Source organism: Frankia umida, from assembly GCF_023242945.1.
Classification (GTDB): domain Bacteria; phylum Actinomycetota; class Actinomycetes; order Frankiales; family Frankiaceae; genus Frankia; species Frankia umida.
This window is the reverse complement of record NZ_JALKFT010000055.1, coordinates 1-19,494: the sequence shown is the minus strand read 5'-3', so window position 1 is coordinate 19,494 and position 19,494 is coordinate 1. Positions and strand designations below refer to the sequence as shown.

10 protein-coding genes and 1 pseudogene are annotated in these 19,494 nt (G+C 72.6%); 1 reads left to right on the top strand and 10 read right to left on the bottom strand.

Annotation, left to right across the window (positions count from 1 at the left end; all coding sequences use genetic code 11):
• Window positions 1-159: 159 nt before the first annotated feature.
• The 8 genes from MXD59_RS24985 to MXD59_RS24950 form a co-directional block, all read right to left on the bottom strand.
• Complete coding sequence (locus tag MXD59_RS24985) at window positions 160-2,943, bottom strand: aconitate hydratase (RefSeq protein ID WP_248827023.1); 2,784 nt, start codon at window positions 2,941-2,943, stop codon at window positions 160-162.
• A 303-nt stretch (window positions 2,944-3,246) separates the two neighbouring features.
• Window positions 3,247-5,250 (bottom strand): glycosyltransferase, encoded by a 2,004-nt coding sequence (locus MXD59_RS24980; RefSeq protein ID WP_248827022.1) that lies wholly within the window; start codon window positions 5,248-5,250, stop codon window positions 3,247-3,249.
• A 66-nt stretch (window positions 5,251-5,316) separates the two neighbouring features.
• A complete protein-coding gene (locus MXD59_RS24975) occupies window positions 5,317-6,321 on the bottom strand; it encodes a class I SAM-dependent methyltransferase (RefSeq protein WP_248827021.1) in 1,005 nt (334 codons plus the stop codon).
• Window positions 6,318-9,611, bottom strand: coding sequence for a lipopolysaccharide biosynthesis protein (locus MXD59_RS24970; protein ID WP_248827020.1), 3,294 nt, complete (start codon window positions 9,609-9,611; stop codon window positions 6,318-6,320). Before MXD59_RS24970 ends, MXD59_RS24975 begins: the two co-directional genes overlap by 4 nt.
• A gap of 3 nt (window positions 9,612-9,614) precedes the next feature.
• Window positions 9,615-10,781 (bottom strand): glycosyltransferase, encoded by a 1,167-nt coding sequence (locus MXD59_RS24965; RefSeq protein WP_308301779.1) that lies wholly within the window; start codon window positions 10,779-10,781, stop codon window positions 9,615-9,617.
• 179 nt (window positions 10,782-10,960) lie between these two features.
• Window positions 10,961-12,586: a glycosyltransferase family 4 protein gene (locus tag MXD59_RS24960; protein WP_248827019.1), complete on the bottom strand. Its 1,626-nt coding sequence runs from the start codon at window positions 12,584-12,586 to the stop codon at window positions 10,961-10,963.
• 437 nt (window positions 12,587-13,023) lie between these two features.
• Window positions 13,024-14,400 carry a choice-of-anchor P family protein gene (locus MXD59_RS24955; RefSeq protein ID WP_248827018.1) on the bottom strand — a complete coding sequence of 459 codons (1,377 nt, stop codon included), beginning with the start codon at window positions 14,398-14,400 and terminating at the stop codon, window positions 13,024-13,026.
• A 132-nt stretch (window positions 14,401-14,532) separates the two neighbouring features.
• On the bottom strand, window positions 14,533-16,062 hold the full coding sequence (locus MXD59_RS24950; protein WP_248827017.1) for a nucleotide sugar dehydrogenase: 1,530 nt from the start codon (window positions 16,060-16,062) through the stop codon (window positions 14,533-14,535).
• Between the two features lie 682 nt (window positions 16,063-16,744).
• Between MXD59_RS24950 and MXD59_RS24945 the strand changes: the two genes are divergently transcribed.
• The gene (locus MXD59_RS24945; RefSeq protein WP_248827016.1) at window positions 16,745-17,947 is read left to right on the top strand and encodes an RCC1-like domain-containing protein; all 1,203 of its coding nucleotides are present in this window, start codon (window positions 16,745-16,747) and stop codon (window positions 17,945-17,947) included.
• A 126-nt stretch (window positions 17,948-18,073) separates the two neighbouring features.
• Here the strand turns inward: MXD59_RS24945 and wecB are convergent, their stop codons facing one another.
• On the bottom strand, window positions 18,074-19,201 hold the full coding sequence (gene wecB / locus MXD59_RS24940) for a non-hydrolyzing UDP-N-acetylglucosamine 2-epimerase (RefSeq protein ID WP_248827024.1): 1,128 nt from the start codon (window positions 19,199-19,201) through the stop codon (window positions 18,074-18,076).
• Window positions 19,202-19,275: 74 nt separating this feature from the next.
• Window positions 19,276-19,494 (bottom strand): annotated as a pseudogene (locus tag MXD59_RS24935) (GDP-mannose 4,6-dehydratase); the annotation flags it as partial.

Sequence of the window (19,494 nt, the reverse complement as noted above, 5' to 3'; positions counted from 1 at the left end):
CGGTCGACGATCGTGACCATCGACGGGGTCGAGCAGGCGGCACCGGCCCCCAGGTTCTCCAGGACACCTCCGGCCCCCCCCCCCCCCCCCCCCCCCCCGGGGCCGGGTGGACTGACGGCGCTGGTGGCGCCGGTGGAGCTGGTGGCGCCGGTGGAGCGACTAGAGCAGCGAGCGCAGGACGTAGAGCAGGATGCCGCCGTGGCGGTAGTACTCCGCCTCGCCGGGGGTGTCGATGCGCACGACAGCCTCGAAGGACCTGTCCCCGGCCTGGACGGTGATGGTCGGGGTCTTCTCGTCCACGTGGGCCAGGCCGGTGATGGTGAAGGTCTCCTCGCCGGTGAGGCCGAGCGACTCGTACGACTGGCCCTCGGGGAACTGCAGCGGCAGCACGCCCATGCCGATCAGGTTGGAGCGGTGGATGCGCTCGTAGGACTCGGCGATGACGGCGCGCACGCCGAGCAGCGAGGTGCCCTTGGCGGCCCAGTCACGCGACGAGCCCGAGCCGTACTCCTTGCCGGCGAGGATGACCAGCGGGACACCCTCGGCGGCGTACTTCTGGGCGGCGTCGTAGATCGCGAGCTGCTCGCCGTCCGGCAGGTGGCGGGTCACGCCGCCCTCGACCCCGGGGACGAGCTTGTTGCGCAGCCGGATGTTGGCGAAGGTGCCACGGATCATGATCTCGTGGTTGCCGCGCCGTGAGCCGTAGGAGTTGAAGTCGAGCGGGGCGACACCGTGCTCGGTGAGGTAGCGGCCGGCCGGCGAGTCCTTCTTGATGTTGCCGGCGGGTGAGATGTGGTCGGTGGTGACCGAGTCGCCGAGCAGGGCGAGGACCCGGGCGCCGACGATGTCGGTGCGGGTCTCGGGCTTGGCCGCCATGCCCTCGAAGTACGGGGGGTGGCGGACGTAGGTGGAGTCGGGTACCCAGCCGAAGGTCTGGGAGACCGCGCCGCCGTCGCCGATGGGCAGTGCCTGCCAGCGCTCGTCCCCGGAGAGGTCGGCGTAGTCGGATTCGAACATCTCCGCCTGCACGGCGTCGGCGACGACCGCGGTGACCTCGGCCTCGCTCGGCCAGATGTCGCGCAGGTACACCGGCTGGCCGTCCGAACCGGTGCCCAGCGGGTCGGTGTCGAGGTTGATGTCCATCGTGCCGGCCAGCGCGTAGGCGACGACCAGCGGCGGGGACGCCAGGTAGTTCATCTTGATGTCGGGGCTGATCCGGCCCTCGAAGTTACGGTTGCCGGACAGGACGCTGACCACCGCGAGGTCGGCCTCGTTGACCGCGGCGCTGATCTCGTCGGGCAGCGGGCCGGAGTTGCCGATGCAGGTCGTGCAGCCGAAGCCGACCAGGTTGAAGCCGACCTTGTCCAGGTAGGGCACGAGCCCGGCCCGGTTGTAGTAGTCCATGACGACCTTGGAGCCCGGGGCCAGGGTGGTCTTCACCCACGGCTTGCGGGTCAGGCCCTTCTCCACGGCGTTGCGGGCCAGCAGGGCCGCGCCGATCATGACCTGCGGGTTGGACGTGTTGGTGCAGGACGTGATCGCGGCGATCGCGACCGCGCCGTGGTCGAGTTCGACGACGGTGCCGTCGGCCAGGGTCACCGGCGTCGGCCGGGACGGACGGTCGGCGACGGGGCCGGCGACCGCGTTGACCGACACCGGGGCGTCCGACGGCTTGTCGGCGAAGGCCGCGGCCGGGTCGGAGGCCGGGAACGACTCGGCGTCGGCCTCGTCGGCGCCGCCGTTCGCGAGGACGGTGGCCTTGGCGTAGGTGGGCAGCGCGGTGCGGAAGGCGGCCTTCGCGGTGGACAGCGGCACCCGGTCCTGCGGTCGTTTCGGGCCGGCCAGTGACGGCACCACGGTGGAAAGATCGAGCTCAAGGGTGGTGGTGTAGTCGGCCTCGAAGCTCGGGTCGAGCCAGAGACCCTGTTCCTTGGCGTAGGCCTCGACCAGGGCGACCCGCTCGGCGGGACGCCCGGTCAGCCGCAGGTAGTTCAGCGTCTCGCCGTCGACCGGGAAGATCGCACAGGTGGAGCCGTACTCGGGGCTCATGTTGGCGATGGTCGCCCGGCTGGCCAGCGGCAGGTTCGCCACGCCCTCGCCGTAGAACTCGACGAACCGGCCGACGACACCGTGCCTGCGCAGCATCTCGGTGATGACCAGCACCATGTCGGTGGCGGTGGTGCCGACGGGCAGTTCGCCGGTGAGCTTGAAGCCGACGACGGTCGGGATGAGCATGCTGACCGGCTGGCCGAGCATCGCGGCCTCGGCCTCGATGCCGCCGACGCCCCAGCCGAGCACACCCACACCGTTGATCATCGTGGTGTGACTGTCGGTGCCGACCAGGGTGTCCGGGTAGGCGAGGGTGCCCTCGGGGGTGTCCTTCGTGAACACGACGCGGGCCAGGTACTCCAGGTTGACCTGGTGCACGATGCCGGTGTTCGGCGGGACGACGGTGAAGTTGTCGAACGCCGCCTGGCCCCAGCGCAGGAACTGGTAGCGCTCCCGGTTGCGGCCGAACTCGAGGGTCGCGTTGAGCTCGAAGGCGTCCTGCCGGCCGAAGTGGTCGGCGATGATCGAGTGGTCGATCACCAGCTCGGCCGGTGCCAGCGGGTTGATCTTCGCCGGGTCGCCGCCGAGCGCGGCCATCGCCTCGCGCATCGCGGCGAGGTCCACCACGCAGGGAACACCGGTGAAGTCCTGCATGATCACCCGGGCTGGGGTGAACTGGATCTCCTGGCTCGGTGCGGCCGACGGGTCCCAGTTCGCCAGCGCCCGGACGTGGTCCGCGGTGATGTTGGCGCCGTCCTCGGTGCGCAGGAGGTTCTCCAGCAACACCTTCAGACTGTAGGGGAGTCGACCGGCCCCGGGCACCGCGTCCAGCCGCCTGATCGTGTAGGTGCGGTCACCTACCGCGAGCGATCCGGTACTGCCGAAGCTGTCCATCGTTCTCCTCCTCGTCACCCGCCGCCCGTCACCCACGGGCGGCGGGGCTCGCCACCATGGCCACGCCCCTGCGGCAACGCCATGGCGACCCCGCTGGCGGCGAACCCATGGCGCAGGGCCGCCTGCGGCGTCAGCCATCCTCGGCCGGCTCTGGGTCCATCCTGGCATTTCTCACCGGGAGGGATCGCTCCTGAGGGTCTGTGACACAGCCGACGGACCCGATCGACCAATCGTTGGCCGAAACGTGACCTTCGATTCGGCGCCCGGTTTGCCCCTGTCGTTCAGGGTCGCACCTCGCGTCATTTACTTAGCAAGACTAACAATATCAGACGGCTCCCGCTCCGCCCCGGACTCCGCCGCGGAACCGACGTCCGCACTGCGGTCGGCGCTGCGGTCCGTCCTGGCATCGGCCCTGCGGTCCGCCTTGGGGTCGGCGTCGAGGTCGGCGTCGAGCTGTGCGGCGAAGCGGGCCAGGAACACCTCCCGCTTGCGTCGCGGACTCATCCGCCCGGTGCCCACCGATCGGGCGAGCGCGCGACGTTCCCACTGTTCGACGTCGGAGATGACCCGGGCGGGCGCACCGGCGACCACGCTGCCGGCCGAGACGTCCCGCATCACGATCGCCCCGGCGGCGACGATCACGTCGGAGCCAATCGTCACCCCCGGCATGATGACGGCGTTCAGCCCGATCACGGAGTTGTCGCCGACCCGGATCGGCGCGACGACGTCGACGTCGGGATGCTCGCGGCGTAGCCGGGTCACCGCGCCGTCGTGGGTGATGAACCGGACCCCGCCGGCGATGCCAACCCGGTGGCCCAGCCGGATCAGGTACGGCTCGGTGCCGAAGGTGGCCGGGGTGATCTCGACCAGGCGGCAGTCGTCGCCCACCCGCACCCCGATCCGCCGGGCAAAGCAGACCGGATCGGTGCGCAACAGGTAGCTGCGGTAGGCCGCCCACCCCACCCGCCGCGCCAGCCCCGGCAGCTCCGGCAGTCGCCGCACCAGCCCCCCAGCAGCCGACGCCGGGGCATGCGGGACATTCGGGATGCGCGAGGTGGCGGCGCGCGCAGGCAGGCGGCGAGCCGCGGACAGCCGGGCGAGCAGAGCGTCGACGGCGAGGGCGGTCCGGGACCGCGGTGGACGGCGGGCGGCGGCGTCATGCAGGGCGGCGACGGTGTCCTGGCTGAGCAGGCGACGGTCAAGCATCCGCTCGGCGCGACGGCGGGTGGCCTCAGCCCGCTGTCGGGCAGCCGGGGTGCCGCAACCGGCGGCGGCATCCAGCAGGGCTTCGGCCAAGGCCGCGGCGTCGCCGAGATCGACCAGCCAGCCGGTCTCGTCGTCGACGATCTCGGGCAGCCCGCCGGCCGCGGTGGCCACCGTTGGCACGCCGCAGGCGGCTGCCTCCCGCCCGGAGCCGTAGCCCTCCGACCAGGAGGACACCACGTTGACGTCGGCGGCCGCATAGAACGGTCGGACGTCGCGGACGCTGTCCACCCAGCGGACCCGGTCGGCCCCGGGGCGGGCCGCCCAGGCTGCCCGCAGCTGTTCGCGGTAACGCTCGCCGGCCTCGCCGTAGCCGCTGCCGAGCAGGACGAGGGTGCCCCGCCCGCCCTGTTCGGTGAACCGGGACCAGGCCTCGAGCAGCACCTCGTGTCCCTTGACGCCCCGGCCCGGATGGACCATCCGCTTCGGCGGATAGAAGTAGGCGACGCAGACGGCGACGAGCTCGTCCGCGCCGAAGCCGAGGTCGGCACGCGCCGCCCGGCGCTGCCGCGGCGATGCGGGGCTGAAATGGTCCAGATCGATGCCGTGGGGCAGGGTGCGGATCCGGTGTTCGGGCAGGCCGAGGGCCGCATACCGGTCCCGGATGTCCCCGGTGCTCGCGATCAGCAGGTGGTCGAGGCGGCACAGCACCCGCTCGGCCCGGCGGATCAGCGTGTTGTCCAGGTAGAGCGGCCCGGCGACCATGTGCACGCGGGTGATCGGGGTGCCCACGGTGGCCAGCCGCGCGGCCAGCGCCGAGGCGTACAGGTGGTAGTGCACGACGTCGACGCCGAGTTCACGCAGGGTGGCCCGCAACCTCCCGACCGCGGCGAGCTGCGCGGGCAGCGACGCTCCGGCCAGCGGCGCCGGGCTTTCGACCACCGGTACGTCATGCGCGGCCAGTTCCCGTGCGACCTGGCTGTCCCGGTGGTGGGGGGCCGGCAGCAGCACGACCACCTCGTCGCCGGCCGCCCGGGCAGCCAGCACGTGCGGGATGATCCACAATGGACCGTCCCCGGTCTTGACCAGCGTGGCGATCTTCATCGTGCGGGGTCCTCCCAGCGGGTGACGCAGCGTCCCGCGCCACTTCGCGCGCGGGTCCCCCGACCCTTACGCCTTCGGCTCCGCCCCCGGTCGTGGCCGGCGGGCCACCCACAGGCAGGCGCGGCCGGACAGCCAAGGGGCGCCGACGAGGTCCAGGCCGGCTTCCACCGGCCGCAGTCGTCCTCGGTCCACCCGGGCGGCGAGGGCCCGCCCCGCGGCGGTGAACTCCAGGGCAGTGGCCAGCGCGCCATACGGATGGGCACGCACCGCCTCGAATCCCACCGCCCGCAGTTCGGCGGCCAGGCCGGCCGGCGTGAAGGCGTACTGGTAGAACTCTCCCTCCCGGGGACGCGGCAGCCACAAAGGCGCGCCGGCCGAACGGCGCTCAGCAGCGCCATCCACGCTGGTCGGACGGATATCCGCGGACGAACCACCGCCATCGGACCGGGGGGCGGCTTCGGGCCGGGCAGCGGCCACGGGCGAGGTGGCGACCCGGCCCAGCGCGCGCAGCAGGGGGCTGAAGCAGGGGGTGGAGACCAGCGCGATGCCGCCGGGGCGCAGCACCCGGAAGGTCTCGCGCAGCACCTCGCCGGGGCCCGTCTCGAAGTGCTCGCAGACCCCGGGCGAGTAGACCGCGTCATAACAGCCGTCGGGCACCTCGAGCGCCCGCACGTCGCCCTGCCAGACCCGTAGCTGCGGTGCCGCCGCGCGCAGCCGGGCGACGGTGCGGGGAGCCCAGTCAACGGCGTCGGCGGTGAAGCCGCGGACCGCCATGGCGACGCTGAACTCCCCCGGCCCGCAGCCGGCCTCCAGCACCCGTCCGCCCGGATGCAGGTAGCGCCGAACCGCCCGACGCAGGTGCAGCGGCAGATGGCCGGTGCGGGCCCGCAGGTAGTCCACCGGCTGGGCATCCCACAGGTCGTCCCAGAAGGCGGCGTCGGCGGTCTGGCGGTAGAAGGCCAGCCGTCCCCGGTGCCGCCCCGGCTGGACGACCAGCGTGACCCGGGCGGGAACGGACTGTGCGACGACGGGCTGTGCGACGACGGACTGCGGGGGGATGGACGATGTCAAGAGCTGGCCCCTCTGGTGGCGGGTGCCGGTACGGCCGGCGACACCGATGGCGTGAGCAGGTCGGGAAGCGTGGGCAGGCCGGGAAGCAGCGCCGGCACGGGCGGGCCGGCGGGCAGGACGGGAGCAGGGCGGCCAGCGAGCTCGGCCCGCAGGGCACGGCGAACCAGCAGCGTCATCACCACGTAGGCGATCATGCTGCCGATCGCCGCACCGGTCGCACCGAGCCAGGGCACAAGCACCGGGTAGGTCACCACCGACAGCAGCAGGCCGATCAGACCCACACTGCCGGCCGCGCGGGTGCGTCCGAGCCCGGTCAGCATCCGGCACTCGATCAGAAACGGTGCCAGCAGCAGTTCCGCGACCAGCAGCAGCCGCATCGGGGTGACGGCCGCGCCGTACCCGGCGCCGAACAGTTCCGCCAGCAGCCACGGCGAGGCGAGCGCGAGCGCACCGGCCACGACGAGCAGCACCCCGCACACCGTGAGGGTCACCCGGCGCAGGGTCGCGGCGTCAAGCATGCCGCGGGCGCTGCGATGGAAGATCACCTGGCCGACGGAGCCGGGCAGCAGCCGCAACGCCTCGCAGGACGCGGAGGCAACGGAGTACACCGCCGCCGCACTCGCCCCGCCGAAGGCCGCGACAAGTAGCCGGTCGAACCGGAACGCGACGGTGGCGCCGATGTTCAGCCCGAGCGCGGGCAGGCCCTTGCGCACGAGCAGCCGCCAGGCCGTCCGGTCGCGGCGGGGGCGCACCGGCAGGCCGCGGCGGGCCAGTTCCACCAGGCAGACGACGACCTGCGCGCTCCAGCAGGCGGCGAGGACGACCAGGATGTGGGTGAGTCCAGGATGACGCGGGCCGAGCAGCAGCGCGGCGAGCTGGGCGATACTCGTCCCGGCGACAAGGGCCGCGGCCAGGCTGATCTCGCCGGCGGCGTTGAGCGCGTCGAGCACCTGCGCGGCGAGCAGGTTCGCCGCGGCGAGCAGGGCGACGGCGGCCAGCAGCCGCCCGTTCATGCGGGCACCGCCACTGAGCGTGAGTAGCAGCAGGGAGGAGACCGTGACCAGCCCGACGGCCAGCGGCATCACGGCCAGTGTCAGGCCCAGGTAGTGGCCGAGTCCGACCTGTGGATCGGCACGGCCGAAGTAGTGGCGGAACGCGACGTTCGTGCCGAGCCCGCCGACGAGCGCGCCGAACGCACAGACGGTCATCAGCACGACGAGCGCCCCGCGTTCGGCCAGCGGCAGCATCCGGGCGGTGACCACGGCCTGCCCGAGACTCGCGACGGCGGCCAGCCCCAGCCATCCGGTGACGGTCGTCCCGACCCGTCCGATGCCCCGCTGGACACCGTCCGGTCTCCTCGCCGCACCCACGCCGCCCGCCGGAACCTTCTCCATCGGAACGTGGTCCGCCGGAATGTGGGCTGCTCGTGCCTTGGCTACCTGCGGTCTGGGCGCTCGAAGTCTGGGCGTCCGAGGGCCGGGGGGTGTCGCAGGCTGGTTGGCGCCGATGGTCACGGCGTCGCGGTGGACGTCCGACGACGTGACCGGGCCGCGGGGCTCCGGCCGTCCGGGCCGAGGATGCACGGGCCGAGGGTGCACGGGCCGAGGATGCACGGGCCGGCGTTGTGCAGGCAGCAGCGGCACGGGTAGCAGCTGCCCGGGCGAGGACGGTTCGAGCCGGCGCGGCTCGGGCCAGCGCTGGACAGGCAGGTGCTGCTCCGGTCGGCGCCGATCGGGCCGGCGCCGACCGGAGACCAGGTGGGCTGCCGGCGGCCGGGCGGAGCGGGCGAGGGCCCGGCGGGCCGCGGCGGACTCCGCAGCATGGATCAGGCCGAGCACGACGAGGCCCAGCATCACCTGGACGGGCACGGCGGCGAACGCGTTGCGAACCTCGATCACCAGGGGCACGAGCAGAACCAGACAGGCCGCCTCGGTCCCCCGCCGGGACCGGCCGTGGTCCATCCAGGCCACCGCGAGGCCCGTGGCCAGCAGGAACAGCAGCACGCCGCCGAGGCCGAAGTTGTAATAGGCCTCGGCGATCGGGGACCCACCGATCGGACCCTCCCGATCCATGATCAGGACATTGAACAGCCGCTCGTCGCCGAACTGGGAGGGCTGGGGGTGGCCCAGCACCCGGCCGGACACCAGGCGTTCGAGCTGCCCGTAGAAGGTCGAGCCTGGCGGTGGGTGTTCACCCATGCCGTCGCGCCAGTCCAGGACCGCGCCGATCGGGCGGATCGACGCGCCGAGCTCGGCGACCCCGTCGACCGGGCTGAAGGTGACGGCGCTCAGCCGGACCCCGGCGAGCCCCGACTGGCGGATCTCGCGCAGCCCACCGATGAGGGCGAGCAGCGCCACCACCCCGAGCAGCACCATCACGCCGCGTACGACGACGCGTCGACGGGCCGCGACCGCCGCGGCCGACACCGCGGGGAACATCACCTCCGAGCGCAGCCCGAGCGGCAGGGCGATCACCGCGAACAGGGCGAACACCACGATGGTGGCGCGCCGCCACCGGCCGGGCCCGTCGATGACCGCCAGCACCAGACCCAGGCACAGGCCGAACAGCACGTAGGGCACCAACGGGGATCGCAGCGCGGTCTGCCCGACGTCCGTATAGGAACCGAACAGCAGCCCGAGCCCGCCGGTGCTCAGCACGATCGCCACCAGCGCAGCTGCCGAGGCCGCGACCAGCGCAAACCCTGCTGGTGCCCGGAAGCTCGGCCGCGCCGTCCCCACTGCCACGGAAACGGCGCAGACGGGAGCCGCGCAGACGGGAGCGATGGGGCGGCGTAGCGCCCCCCAGAAGGTCATCGCCGCCACCCCGACGGTGGCGGCCAGAACGCCGATGGTGGCGATGGTGAACAGCCGGCTCATCGGGTAGACGGCCAGCCAGCGGAAGTCGTACTGGGCCCGGATCCGGTCGAACGAGGTGTCGGTGGCGTACAGCACCGCCACCCCGAAGTGGAACACCGACAGGGTGATCAGGTAGACGGACGAGCAGGCCCACACCCCACGTGGCTGGGCCCGCACGCACAGCAGCACACCGCCGACGACGATGAGGACGCACACCCGGGCCGCCGTGCGTTCGGGTAGCGCGGCCAGCGACGACGACCAGGCCACGACGACGAACAGCGCCAGCCCGCAGCCGACGAACGCCAGCGCCGCGGCCCGCTGCGCGGCCGCCACCGAGCGCTGCGCGCGGGCGGTCCGCGACCGTGGACGGCGGACCGTGGCAGGCAGCGGCAGCCGGGGGGCACGAGGCACCCCGGCCCGGGTCTGGGCAGGCATCGACTAGGACCACACGGCCGTGATGTCACGCTGCCAGGTGTCCATCGTGAACGGCGAGCGGCGCACCAGCCGCATGGCCTCGCGGCGCTGCTCCAGGGTCGGCGGGATGGCGGTGAGCATCTCGGCGGTGTCCGACCACAGCACGTCGGAGGCGCTCAACGGCAGGGTCGTCACCCCGGGCAGCAGCCGGGCGATCTCGCTGACGCCGGGCAGGTCCGCGGACAGCACCGGCGTGCCCACCGCCAGCGCCTCCAGCACGACCGTGGGCATGCCCTCGTGCAGCGAGGTGACCAGCAGCAGCGACGATCCGGCGAGTAGCCGGGGGATCTCGCGCACCTCGCCGGTGAACTCGATGTCGTCGGCGACGCCCAGCCGCTCGGCGAGCGCCGTGAGCTCCGCCGTCTCCGCGGGATCCTGGCGGCCGACGATGCGCAGCCGCGCCGGCACCGAGCGCGCCCGCAGCGCGGCGAACACCTCGACCGCCCGGACCCGGTTCTTCAACGGATCCGGGCGCGCGATGTGCACCACGGTGACGCCGTCGGACTCGTCCACCTCGGGCTCGCCGGCCCGCCGGCGGGCGGCGATGGCCACCCCGGACGGTTCCAGCTCCACGCCGTTGTAGATGACCCGGCAACGCTCGTCCAGGCGCCACGTCTCGCGCCACAGCCCGCGCATCGCCGCCTCGCTGACCGCGATGATGTCGGTGGCGCACCGGTCGAGCAGCCACCGGCCGACGGCGCGCTGGGCTCGTCCGCGCAGGCTCGTCCCGTGCCGGTCGGCGCTGCTGACGAAGTAGGCGATCCGCCGACGCACTCCCCCGACCCGGGCGAGAGCCAGCACCACTCCGGAGAAGGTCGCCACGGCCGAGTGGACGACGTCCGGGCGCACCTGGCGCACCAGGCGCAGGAACCGGATCGGGAACAGCCAGTCGACCCGGCAGTAGTGGACCTCGCTGCCCAGTTCGCGGATCTCGTCGTCCAGGGAGCCCGGCGCCCCGGAGGTGACGGCGAACTCGAGGCGGAACTCCGCCGGGTCCAGCCGGCGCAGCAGGTTCAACGCCCGCAGTTCCACGCCGGCCCGGTCCATCCGGCCGAGCACCTCCAGCACCCGCACTGGTCGCCGCGGCCGGGGCTCCGGGTCAGGCACCGGCGCCGCCTGCTCCTCGGCCACCACCGTTCCCGTCCCCGGCCGCGTCCCTGTTCCTGAGGTCGGGGACGGCCCTGCCACGCCCGCCGCATGCTGGTCGGATGCCCGCCGGTCGCCGTCCGGCCGATCGGCCGGCGGCACCGTCCGCGGAGTCACCGACAGATCGGACGTCGGCGGATCGGACGTCGGCATGGCTTCGGGGGTCAACGGTGCTTCTCCGCTCGCGTCGTGCGGGTAGCCGGGACGGCACCGGACGACCGGCCCGCGCGGCCACCCGACCGGGATCGGGTGTCAGCTGCCACCCGCGGAGAGTCCCCCGGGTGCTGTGGATCCGGTGTGCGCCGAGAGCCGGCTGTCCGGCGGGCATCCGCTGTCCGCGGGGAGTCCGCGGCCCGCGGGGACCGTGCTGCACGGCTCATGGCCTTGGCCGGGACGAGTGGGCTGGCCGCGGAGATGGAGGCCGCGGCCAGCCGCACCCGACCGGTGGTGGTGGCAGCGGCGGAGGCGGGCGCGTGGGCCATGGGGCGGGCGCGGTCCGGCGCGTCCCAGCCGACGACGGCCCGGTAGAAGGCGCTGGCCTGTTGGTCCACCCGTTCGCCGCGGTACTCCTCGGCGGCAGCCCGGTTGCGCGCCGACATCCGCGCCAGCAGCTCGGGGCTGGCGAGGACCTCGGACATCCGGATCGCCAGGCGCAGCGGATCCTCGGGCGGGACGAGGTCCTGGTGCGCGAGCAGCTCCACCGTGCCCCCGACCGCGGTGCCGAGCGCCGGCACCCCACGGGCCAGCGCCTCGATGAGCGCCCGGGGCAGCCCCTCGGTCCGCGACGGCAGGACGAACAGGTCCGCGTCGTCGAGCAGGGCACGCACGCCGGCGCGGTCCAGCGTCGGGACGAACTCGACGATCCCGTCGAGCCCTTCCTGCTGCGCGGTTCGCACCAGCTGGTCATGGTGACGTCCGGAGCCGACGATGACGACCCGCAGCGGGTGCTTCCAGGCGTCGAGCACCCCGACGGCCGCCAGCAGGATGTCGTGGCCCTTGTACCGGCGCTCCTGGGAGCCGATCGTCACCACGGTCGCCGGCGTGGGCGGTCTGGATGCCCGCGGTCGTGGGGCGGGGGTGAAGTCGTCGGGGCCCAGCCGGCCGTAGGCATAGTGGGCCTGCAACGCCCCGGGCGCCGCCGGGTAGCGGGCCTGCAGCGTCTCGCGGGTGACATAGCCGACGGCGCGGGCGCCGACCGCCCGGCGGGCCAGCCAGCGGCGGGCCGGACGGCGCGCGAAGCGGCCGAACATGCCCCCGGCGACCGCCTCCGCGTCCCCGATGATCTCCATGGCGTAGGGCAGGTCGCGGCGGCGCAGCGCCGCGATGAGGGTCGCCCCCACCAGGCCCGGCATCACCGCGAGATATCGGGTGTCGACGACGTGCGGCGAATACCTGGCGCCGGCCGGACGGGCGGAGCCGCCCGCCCGCTGGCGAGGCGTGGGCGCCAGGGCTCCGCCCGGCCTGAACCCCGCGGCCACCGCGCGGCGAAGTCGGCGCCGGGTCCGCAGGTAGCCGACCAGCCCCTGATAGGGCGGCAGCTCCACCACCCGCACGCCCGTGCCCGCGACCGGATAGGAGGCCGGTGAAGACGCCGCAGCCGTCGAGCCCTTCGAGGATGCCGCGGCCGGCTCGTCGCGCGGCGCGGCGCCGACCCGGCCCAGCACGACCACCTCATCGAAGACGCCGAGGTAGGAGGCCCAGTGCCGGTAGGCCTCGCTCGGGGTACGGGACACCACGACGTCCTGGGCGTCCCGGTGGAACCGTGCCTCCGTCGCGACCACAACCCGCATGGCGTCCACCCTTCGCCGACTCTCCCCTCAAGGACGTCCACAACCTACAGCCAGCACTTGACTACATAGAGACACAGCACTCACGGAGAGTCCGGACGCGGCGGCGCTACCGCCCCGCCTCCGTCCGATCTACGACGCCCCGGCGGCTTCCCCGCCTCACGCGCGAACGGGCGGGTGAGGCACGTAGCGCCCACCCGCCCGGTCCCGCAGTCCCACAGCCCTGCGATTCCACAGCCCTGCGATCTCACGGTGCCGGTCCGTCCGACGTCCGACCTCCGACAACCAGCTGCCGGACATCCGACGTCCCGTCACCGCGAGACGACCTGCCGGGCGCCCACCCGCCCCGCCCCCGCGTCCATCAGCACCACGCCGGCAGATCTGCCTGCCCGGCGCGAACCGACGGACGGCGGACGGGCAGCGGTGGCCGCCCGGCCCTCTCAGAAGGTGCTGGTCGTGATGTTGTTGCAGCTCGCCGGGTCGTCGACGTCCGCACACAGCTGCGCCGCGAACGGCTCCGAGAGCTGGTCGGTGTTGTAGGGATCGATCGCCGCCGACAGCGGGCTCACCCCGGTGTCGGCGGCGTTGATCGACGCGACCCCGAGCCGGACCACGGCCCCGACCGGCAGCACTCCGCCAATCTGAATCACGATCTCCACAGCCCGTATCTCCAGGCCCGTGGCCGTCTGCACCTGGCGGTTGAGCACCACGTACCCGACTCCGGGCAGGACGACTGCCGTGTTGGGTGCGACGTCGACCGGCAGATGTACACCGGCGACCGTCAGATCGGCGAACTGTGTCCCGGTGGAGCTGAGTACGGGCGGCGAGCCCGGACTCTTGACGACATTCGCCTGGGACGTGATCGCACTGGCGGTGATCAGGCCGTTGAGCAGGTTCAGACTCGCCAGCGAGATCTTGGAGGTGCCACCGGTGGGATTACCCGGCACCGCTGTCCCCGAGGCGGTGATCGCCCCTGCGGTGATGATGCCCGGCAGGTTGATGCCGGCCAGGCTCGAGCTCGACGTGCCCCCGTTACAGGGCACGCTCTGGGCGACCAACGGGTTGACCGACAGCGGTCCCGCCGCGATCAGGTTCGAGTAGGCCACCCCGGTGATGAACACCGGCGGCTTCGGCAGGAACCGCGACTGGGTGAGACCGATGATCACATCCAGGCCGGCGTTCGGCCCGGCGAGCAGCCGGATGTGCGCCCCGATGGTGCGGATGCCGTTGGCCGCCACGGTCTGCTCGTTGAGCGTGATCGAGCCGAGCAACGGAATCGCGATTGTCGTGTTGGCCCCGATGCTGCCCAGCGGGATCGGAATCCCGAGGACGGTCAGCGCCCCGAGCGAGACCGAGCCGGCCGAGGCCACGCCCGCCCCGGTGTTGACCGCGGTCGAGGTGACCCCCAGACCGGTCAGGCCGACCAGCCCACCGAGCAGGTTGATGCTCGCCACCGTGCTGCGGGTGACGGCCACCTGGTTGTTGTTCGGCCCGCTGTGCGCCGTGGTGGCGGACTGGAACGTGGGAGCGGCCGTGATGACACCGGGGATGTTGACAAGCCCCCCTGCGGTCGCCACGAGCCCCGGCTGGATCGTGCAGGAGATGCCGGTCGGGAACAGCGGCCCGACCGTCACCACACCGCCGACCGAGGCCGATGCCCCGTAGGCGTACTGCTCGTAGGCAAGCGGGGAGGGGACAGCCGAGGCCGTGCCCACTCCCACGCCAACCAGGGTGGCCGCGAGGACGCCGCCGGACACGACGCCGGCCGTCAGCCGACGCAGTCCCAACCGGGGGCCCGCGCGGAACGAGCTTCGCATCAAATCCCTCTTTTCCGTTAGCTAGAGAACACTTTCAGTGATAACTCTAGGGAGGGAAGGTGTAATGATGTGACTACCTGCAGGTAGATGGTTTCACTGAGCGACTTCCGGGCGTGTCGCCGTACGGTCGGATCAGAGGGACTCCACAGTGAGACCCGCACCTTCGCGCGGTCGGGCCTGTGCCGGCACCCACACGCCGTCGGCGCCCGAATCGTCACCCATCCCAGAACCGACCGCCCCCGGACCAACCATGCCGGGGCCGGCCCCGGCCGGATCGACCCCACCGTGGATGGCAGCGTCGGGGGCAGCAACATCGGGGGCGTCGGCGGTTGCGGCGTCGTCGAACGGAAGACTCGGTGTCGCGCCGAAGGTGCCACCGAACGCACCTGCGGCCGGGCCGCGGCGGCGGATGTCGTGCGGTCCGGGCAGCCAGCGGCGGGTGTCCAGGACGAGCCGCGCATGCCGGGCCACCAGCTCACGGTCGAACGCGTCATGGTCGACGAGGACGACCACCAGATCGGCCACGGCGAGCTCGGTGGCGTTCGCCTCGACCAGGCGCACACCCGCGGGCAGCCGGGCTGGGTCGACGTGCGGATCCGCCGCCCGAAGGTCGGCCCCGAGCTCGGCGAGCAGCCCCGCGATCCGGATGGACGGCGACTCCCGTGCGTCCCCGGTGTTCTTCTTGTAGGCAAGGCCGAGCAGCAGCACCCGACTGCCGGCCACCGGCTGGTGGCGCGCGTTGAGCATCTCGGCGACCCGGCGCACCACATGATCGGGCATGTGGTCGTTGACGTCGTTGGCCAGCTCCACGAACCGGAAGCTGCGCCCGAGGCTGCGCCGCACCCGCCAGGACAGGTACGACGGGTCGATCGGCAGACAGTGCCCGCCAACCCCCGGTCCCGGGGTGAACCGCAGATAGCCGAACGGCTTGGTCGACGCCGCGTCGATCGCCTCCCACACGTCCACGCCGAGCTCGTGGGCGAACATCGCCAGCTCGTTGACGAGCGCGATGTTGACGTGCCGGAAGGTGTTCTCCAGCAGCTTCGTGAGCTCTGCGGTGCGGGTCGAGGCCACCGGCACGGTCCGCTCGACCAGACTGTCGTAGAAGGCGGTCACGGCCGACCGGCATGCCGAGCTCATCCCCGAGACGACCTTGGGAGTGTTCACCAGGTTCCAGGTCGGGTTGCCCGGGTCGATGCGCTCCGGGGAGTACCCGAGGTGGAACTCGGTTCCCGGCTTCAGCCCCGAGCCCTCGGCCAGCAGCGGGGCGAGCAGCTCCTCGGTGGTGCCCGGGTAGGTGGTCGACTCCAGGATCACCGTCACCCCCCTGCGGACCAGCGGCGCGAGCTCCTGCGCGGCGTCGACGATGTACGACAGGTCGGGCGCCCCCTCCCGCAGCGGCGTCGGCACGGTGATCACGGCAACGTCGAAGCCGTCGGCCTGCCCGTAGTCCGCGGTCGGCAGGTAGTTCCCGCTGGCCAGCGCCGCCTCGAGCTCACCGTCCGAGATGTCCTCCACATATGAGCGCCCGGCGGCCAGTCGCGCCGTCCGGCCCCCGTCGATCTCCACCCCGACGACACGCCAGCCCGCGGCGACAGCTCGCATCGCCACCGGCAGACCGACGTACCCCTGCCCGATCACCACCAGCTTGTTCGATGACATGAACAGATTGTTGCTTATCGAATACGCTAAGCGATGTAGCCATGTTGACGTGTCCCAGGCCAGGCCATCCGCGACTCCCGGTAGCAGATTTTTGCGTCTTTTGTCCGATGTTCGGGCGGGTGACCTGGAGCGTGCCACAGTCCGCTGCCCACGCCGAACCGTCCGCCGCCCTGCGCCGGTTGGACGCGGCGGGCGCCGTGCCGTCGGTCGGGCCGATGGCACGGGCCGAGTCGGTGGCACTGCTCGCCGACCGCGCCCCCGGCCTCGGACGGGACGCCGCCGACCACCCCGACACCGAAGCCGGACGCACCACCCCTGCCGACACCTACCACCAGGCCGGCCGGCGCTCCGACGCCATGCCCGAACACGCCCCCTTCCATCCCGACGCCATTCGCGCCAAACAAACCCTCGTCGAAGCAGCCAACCGGCCCGCTTTCCGTGCTGGCGCCAGCGGGCAGGACTCAGGCCGGGCAGGGTGCGGGGCGGGCGCGGGTGCCGGCCAACCTGGCCGTCTCGCAGAGCGGCGCGGCGCGCTGGTACCGGGGCCGCATCTCGCGCCAACGAGTCGACACGCAGCGCAACGCACAGACCATCCAGCCGGTCCGGCGAAGGTTAAAAAAAAATTACTCTTCGCAATTGGCGGGTGCCGAACAGTGCGCCCACAGTTGTTGAGGAGTATGCGATGTTTCGTCGACGACGACGGCTTGGGGTGGCAACGGCCGCGCTGGCCGCCGCCGGCCTCGTGGCCCTGCCGGCTGCGGCAGCAGTCGCCCCGGTCTGGGCAGCGGCGGCCTCCGGCACAGAATGGTCCTGGGGCTACAACGGTCTTGGTGCGCTGGGGAACGCCACCACCGCCAACAGCTCCGTGCCGGTCCGGGTCAGCGGTCTGAGTGGGTTGAGCCGTGTCGTGGGAATCGGCGCGGGCAGGTACTCCGGGTACGCCGTCGCCGCGGACGGCACTCCCTGGTCCTGGGGCTACAACGCCTACGGACAGCTCGGCAACGGCACCACCACCAACACCACCGTGCCCGTACGCGTCAGCGGTCTGACCCAGGTCTCCGCCATCGTCGGCGGCAGCACCCACGCCTACGCCCTGCGCCAGGACGGCACCGTGTGGGCCTGGGGGTACGGCAACTACGGGCAGCTCGGCAACGGCACCTTCGCCAACAGCCGGGTCCCCGTCCAGGTCAGCGGCCTGAGCCGGATCCTCGCCATCGCCAGCGGCGGCGCGACCGGCTACGCGCTGCGCGGCGACGGCTCGGTCTGGGCCTGGGGGTACAACGACGAGGGCCAGCTCGGCAACGGTACGTTCACCGACAGCAACGTGCCGGTCCGGGTCAGCGGCCTCAGCGGGGTTCGCGCGGTCGCCGGCGGCCAGGAGAGCGGGTACGCGTTGCTGTGGGACGGCACCGTCCGGGCCTGGGGCGAGAACGAGCACGGGCAGCTCGGTGACGGCACCACGATCACCCGGGCGCAGCCCGTCGCCGTGCACAACCTCACCGGGGTGACCGCCATCGCTGCCAGCAGCGAGGGCAACACCGGGTATGCGCTACTCCGGGACGGCACCGCCTGGGCCTGGGGCCTGGGGAACACCGGTCAGCTCGGTAATGGCGACGACGAGAGCGCCCTGGAACCGGTCCAGGTCAGCGGCTCCACCGGCCTCGACGGAGTGATCGGCCTGTCCGCGGGCAGCTTCAGCGGATACGCCCGGCGCTGGGACGGCACCGTGTGGGCCTGGGGCAGCAACTACTACGGGCAGCTCGGCAACGGCACCACGACACCTCCCTACAGCCTGCGCCCCGTGCAGGTGAGCGGCGTCGCCCGGGCCGAGGACATCGCCGGAGGCGGGTTCAGCGGCTACACGCTGCTGGGCACCTGGGAATGATGACCGAAGCCGCCCGCCCGCCCGCCGCGACCAGCTGAACGGCGGCGATCCGGCCGATTCACCGGAGCACAGGTGGCCGCCGGGGTCGGTCATGGGACCGCCCCCGGCGGCCAGTCCGATCCGACGTCAGCGGATGACGGGGCTACCCGCGGACGCTCCAGGCGGTTGGGCGGTCGCTGCGGGACGGGCGGTGGTCACGGCGAGGGCACGGGCGAGGATGGCGGCGATGCGCTGGCTGGCCCGGCCGTCCCACAGGGCGGGGCGACGCGGGAACGGCGGATGATCGAGGGCCTCGAAGGCGGCGGCCACCACGGCCGCGCGTTCCCGTCCGACCACACGGTTCGTGCCCTCGGTGACGGTGAGTGGACGTTCGGTGGAGTCCCGCAGGGTCAGGCATGGCACGCCGAGCACGGTGGTCTCCTCCTGGATGCCGCCGGAGTCGGTGAGCACGAGCCGGGCACCGGCCTGCAGGGCAATCGAGTCGAGGTAGCCGACCGGGCCGAGCAGGCGGATCCCGGCGGGCAGCCGGCCGGCCAGGCGCGCGGCCGTGCGTGGGTGCGCCGGGAACACCAACGGGCAGCGGGCGGCGATCTCGCCGAGTGCGGCGAGCAGGTCGGTGAGCGTCGCCGGATCGTCCACGTTGGCCGGCCGGTGGAGGGTGAGCAGCCCGTAGCCGCCGGGACGCAGGCCAAGTTCGGCGAGCACGGGCCGGGCGAAGGCGTCCGCCTGGCGGGCGAGCAGGGTGTCCACCATGACGTTGCCGACGAGGTGCACCTGATGCGGCGTGGCCCCCCCGCGCAGCAGGTGCTCCACGGCCTCGGGCGACGTCGCGAACAGATCGTCGCACAGCTGGTCGGTGACGATCCGGTTGATCTCCTCGGGCATCGACCGGTCGCCGCTGCGCAGGCCGGCCTCCACGTGGGCGGACCGTACCCCTGCCTTCGCCGCGACCAGCGCGCAGGCCAACGTCGAGTTCACATCGCCGAACACGACGACGACGTCGGGGGCGAGCCGATCCAGCAGGGATTCGAACGCGGTCATCACCGCCGCCGTCTGCACGGCATGCGAACCGGACCCCGCGGCCAGGTGATGGTCGGGCGCACGCAGGTCGAGATCGGCGAAGAACACTCCGCTCATCGCCTCGTCATAGTGCTGCCCGGTGTGCACGAACGTGGTGCGCAACCCGGTGGCGGCCAACGCGTCCAGCACCGGCTTGGCCTTGACGAAGTTGGGACGCGCGCCCGCGACGACCACCGCGTGCGCACCATCCGGCGAGGCCGTCCGCTGCGCGGGCGGCGGTAGCGGCGACGGTACGGGCGACGGTCGGGTCACGACGACACCTCGTCGACTGTGGCTGGTGCGGGGCCGGTCGCCGACACCGGGGCATCGCTGTCGGGCCGGGGGGTGACCAGCGGCGGGGGCCGCAGACCCTCACGGGCGGCGGCGTCGGACTCGAGTGCGAGGTCGCCCTCGACCATCATCGCGACCAGCTCCTCGAAGGCCACCCGCGGCTGCCACCCCAACACCTCCCGCGCCTTCGACGCATC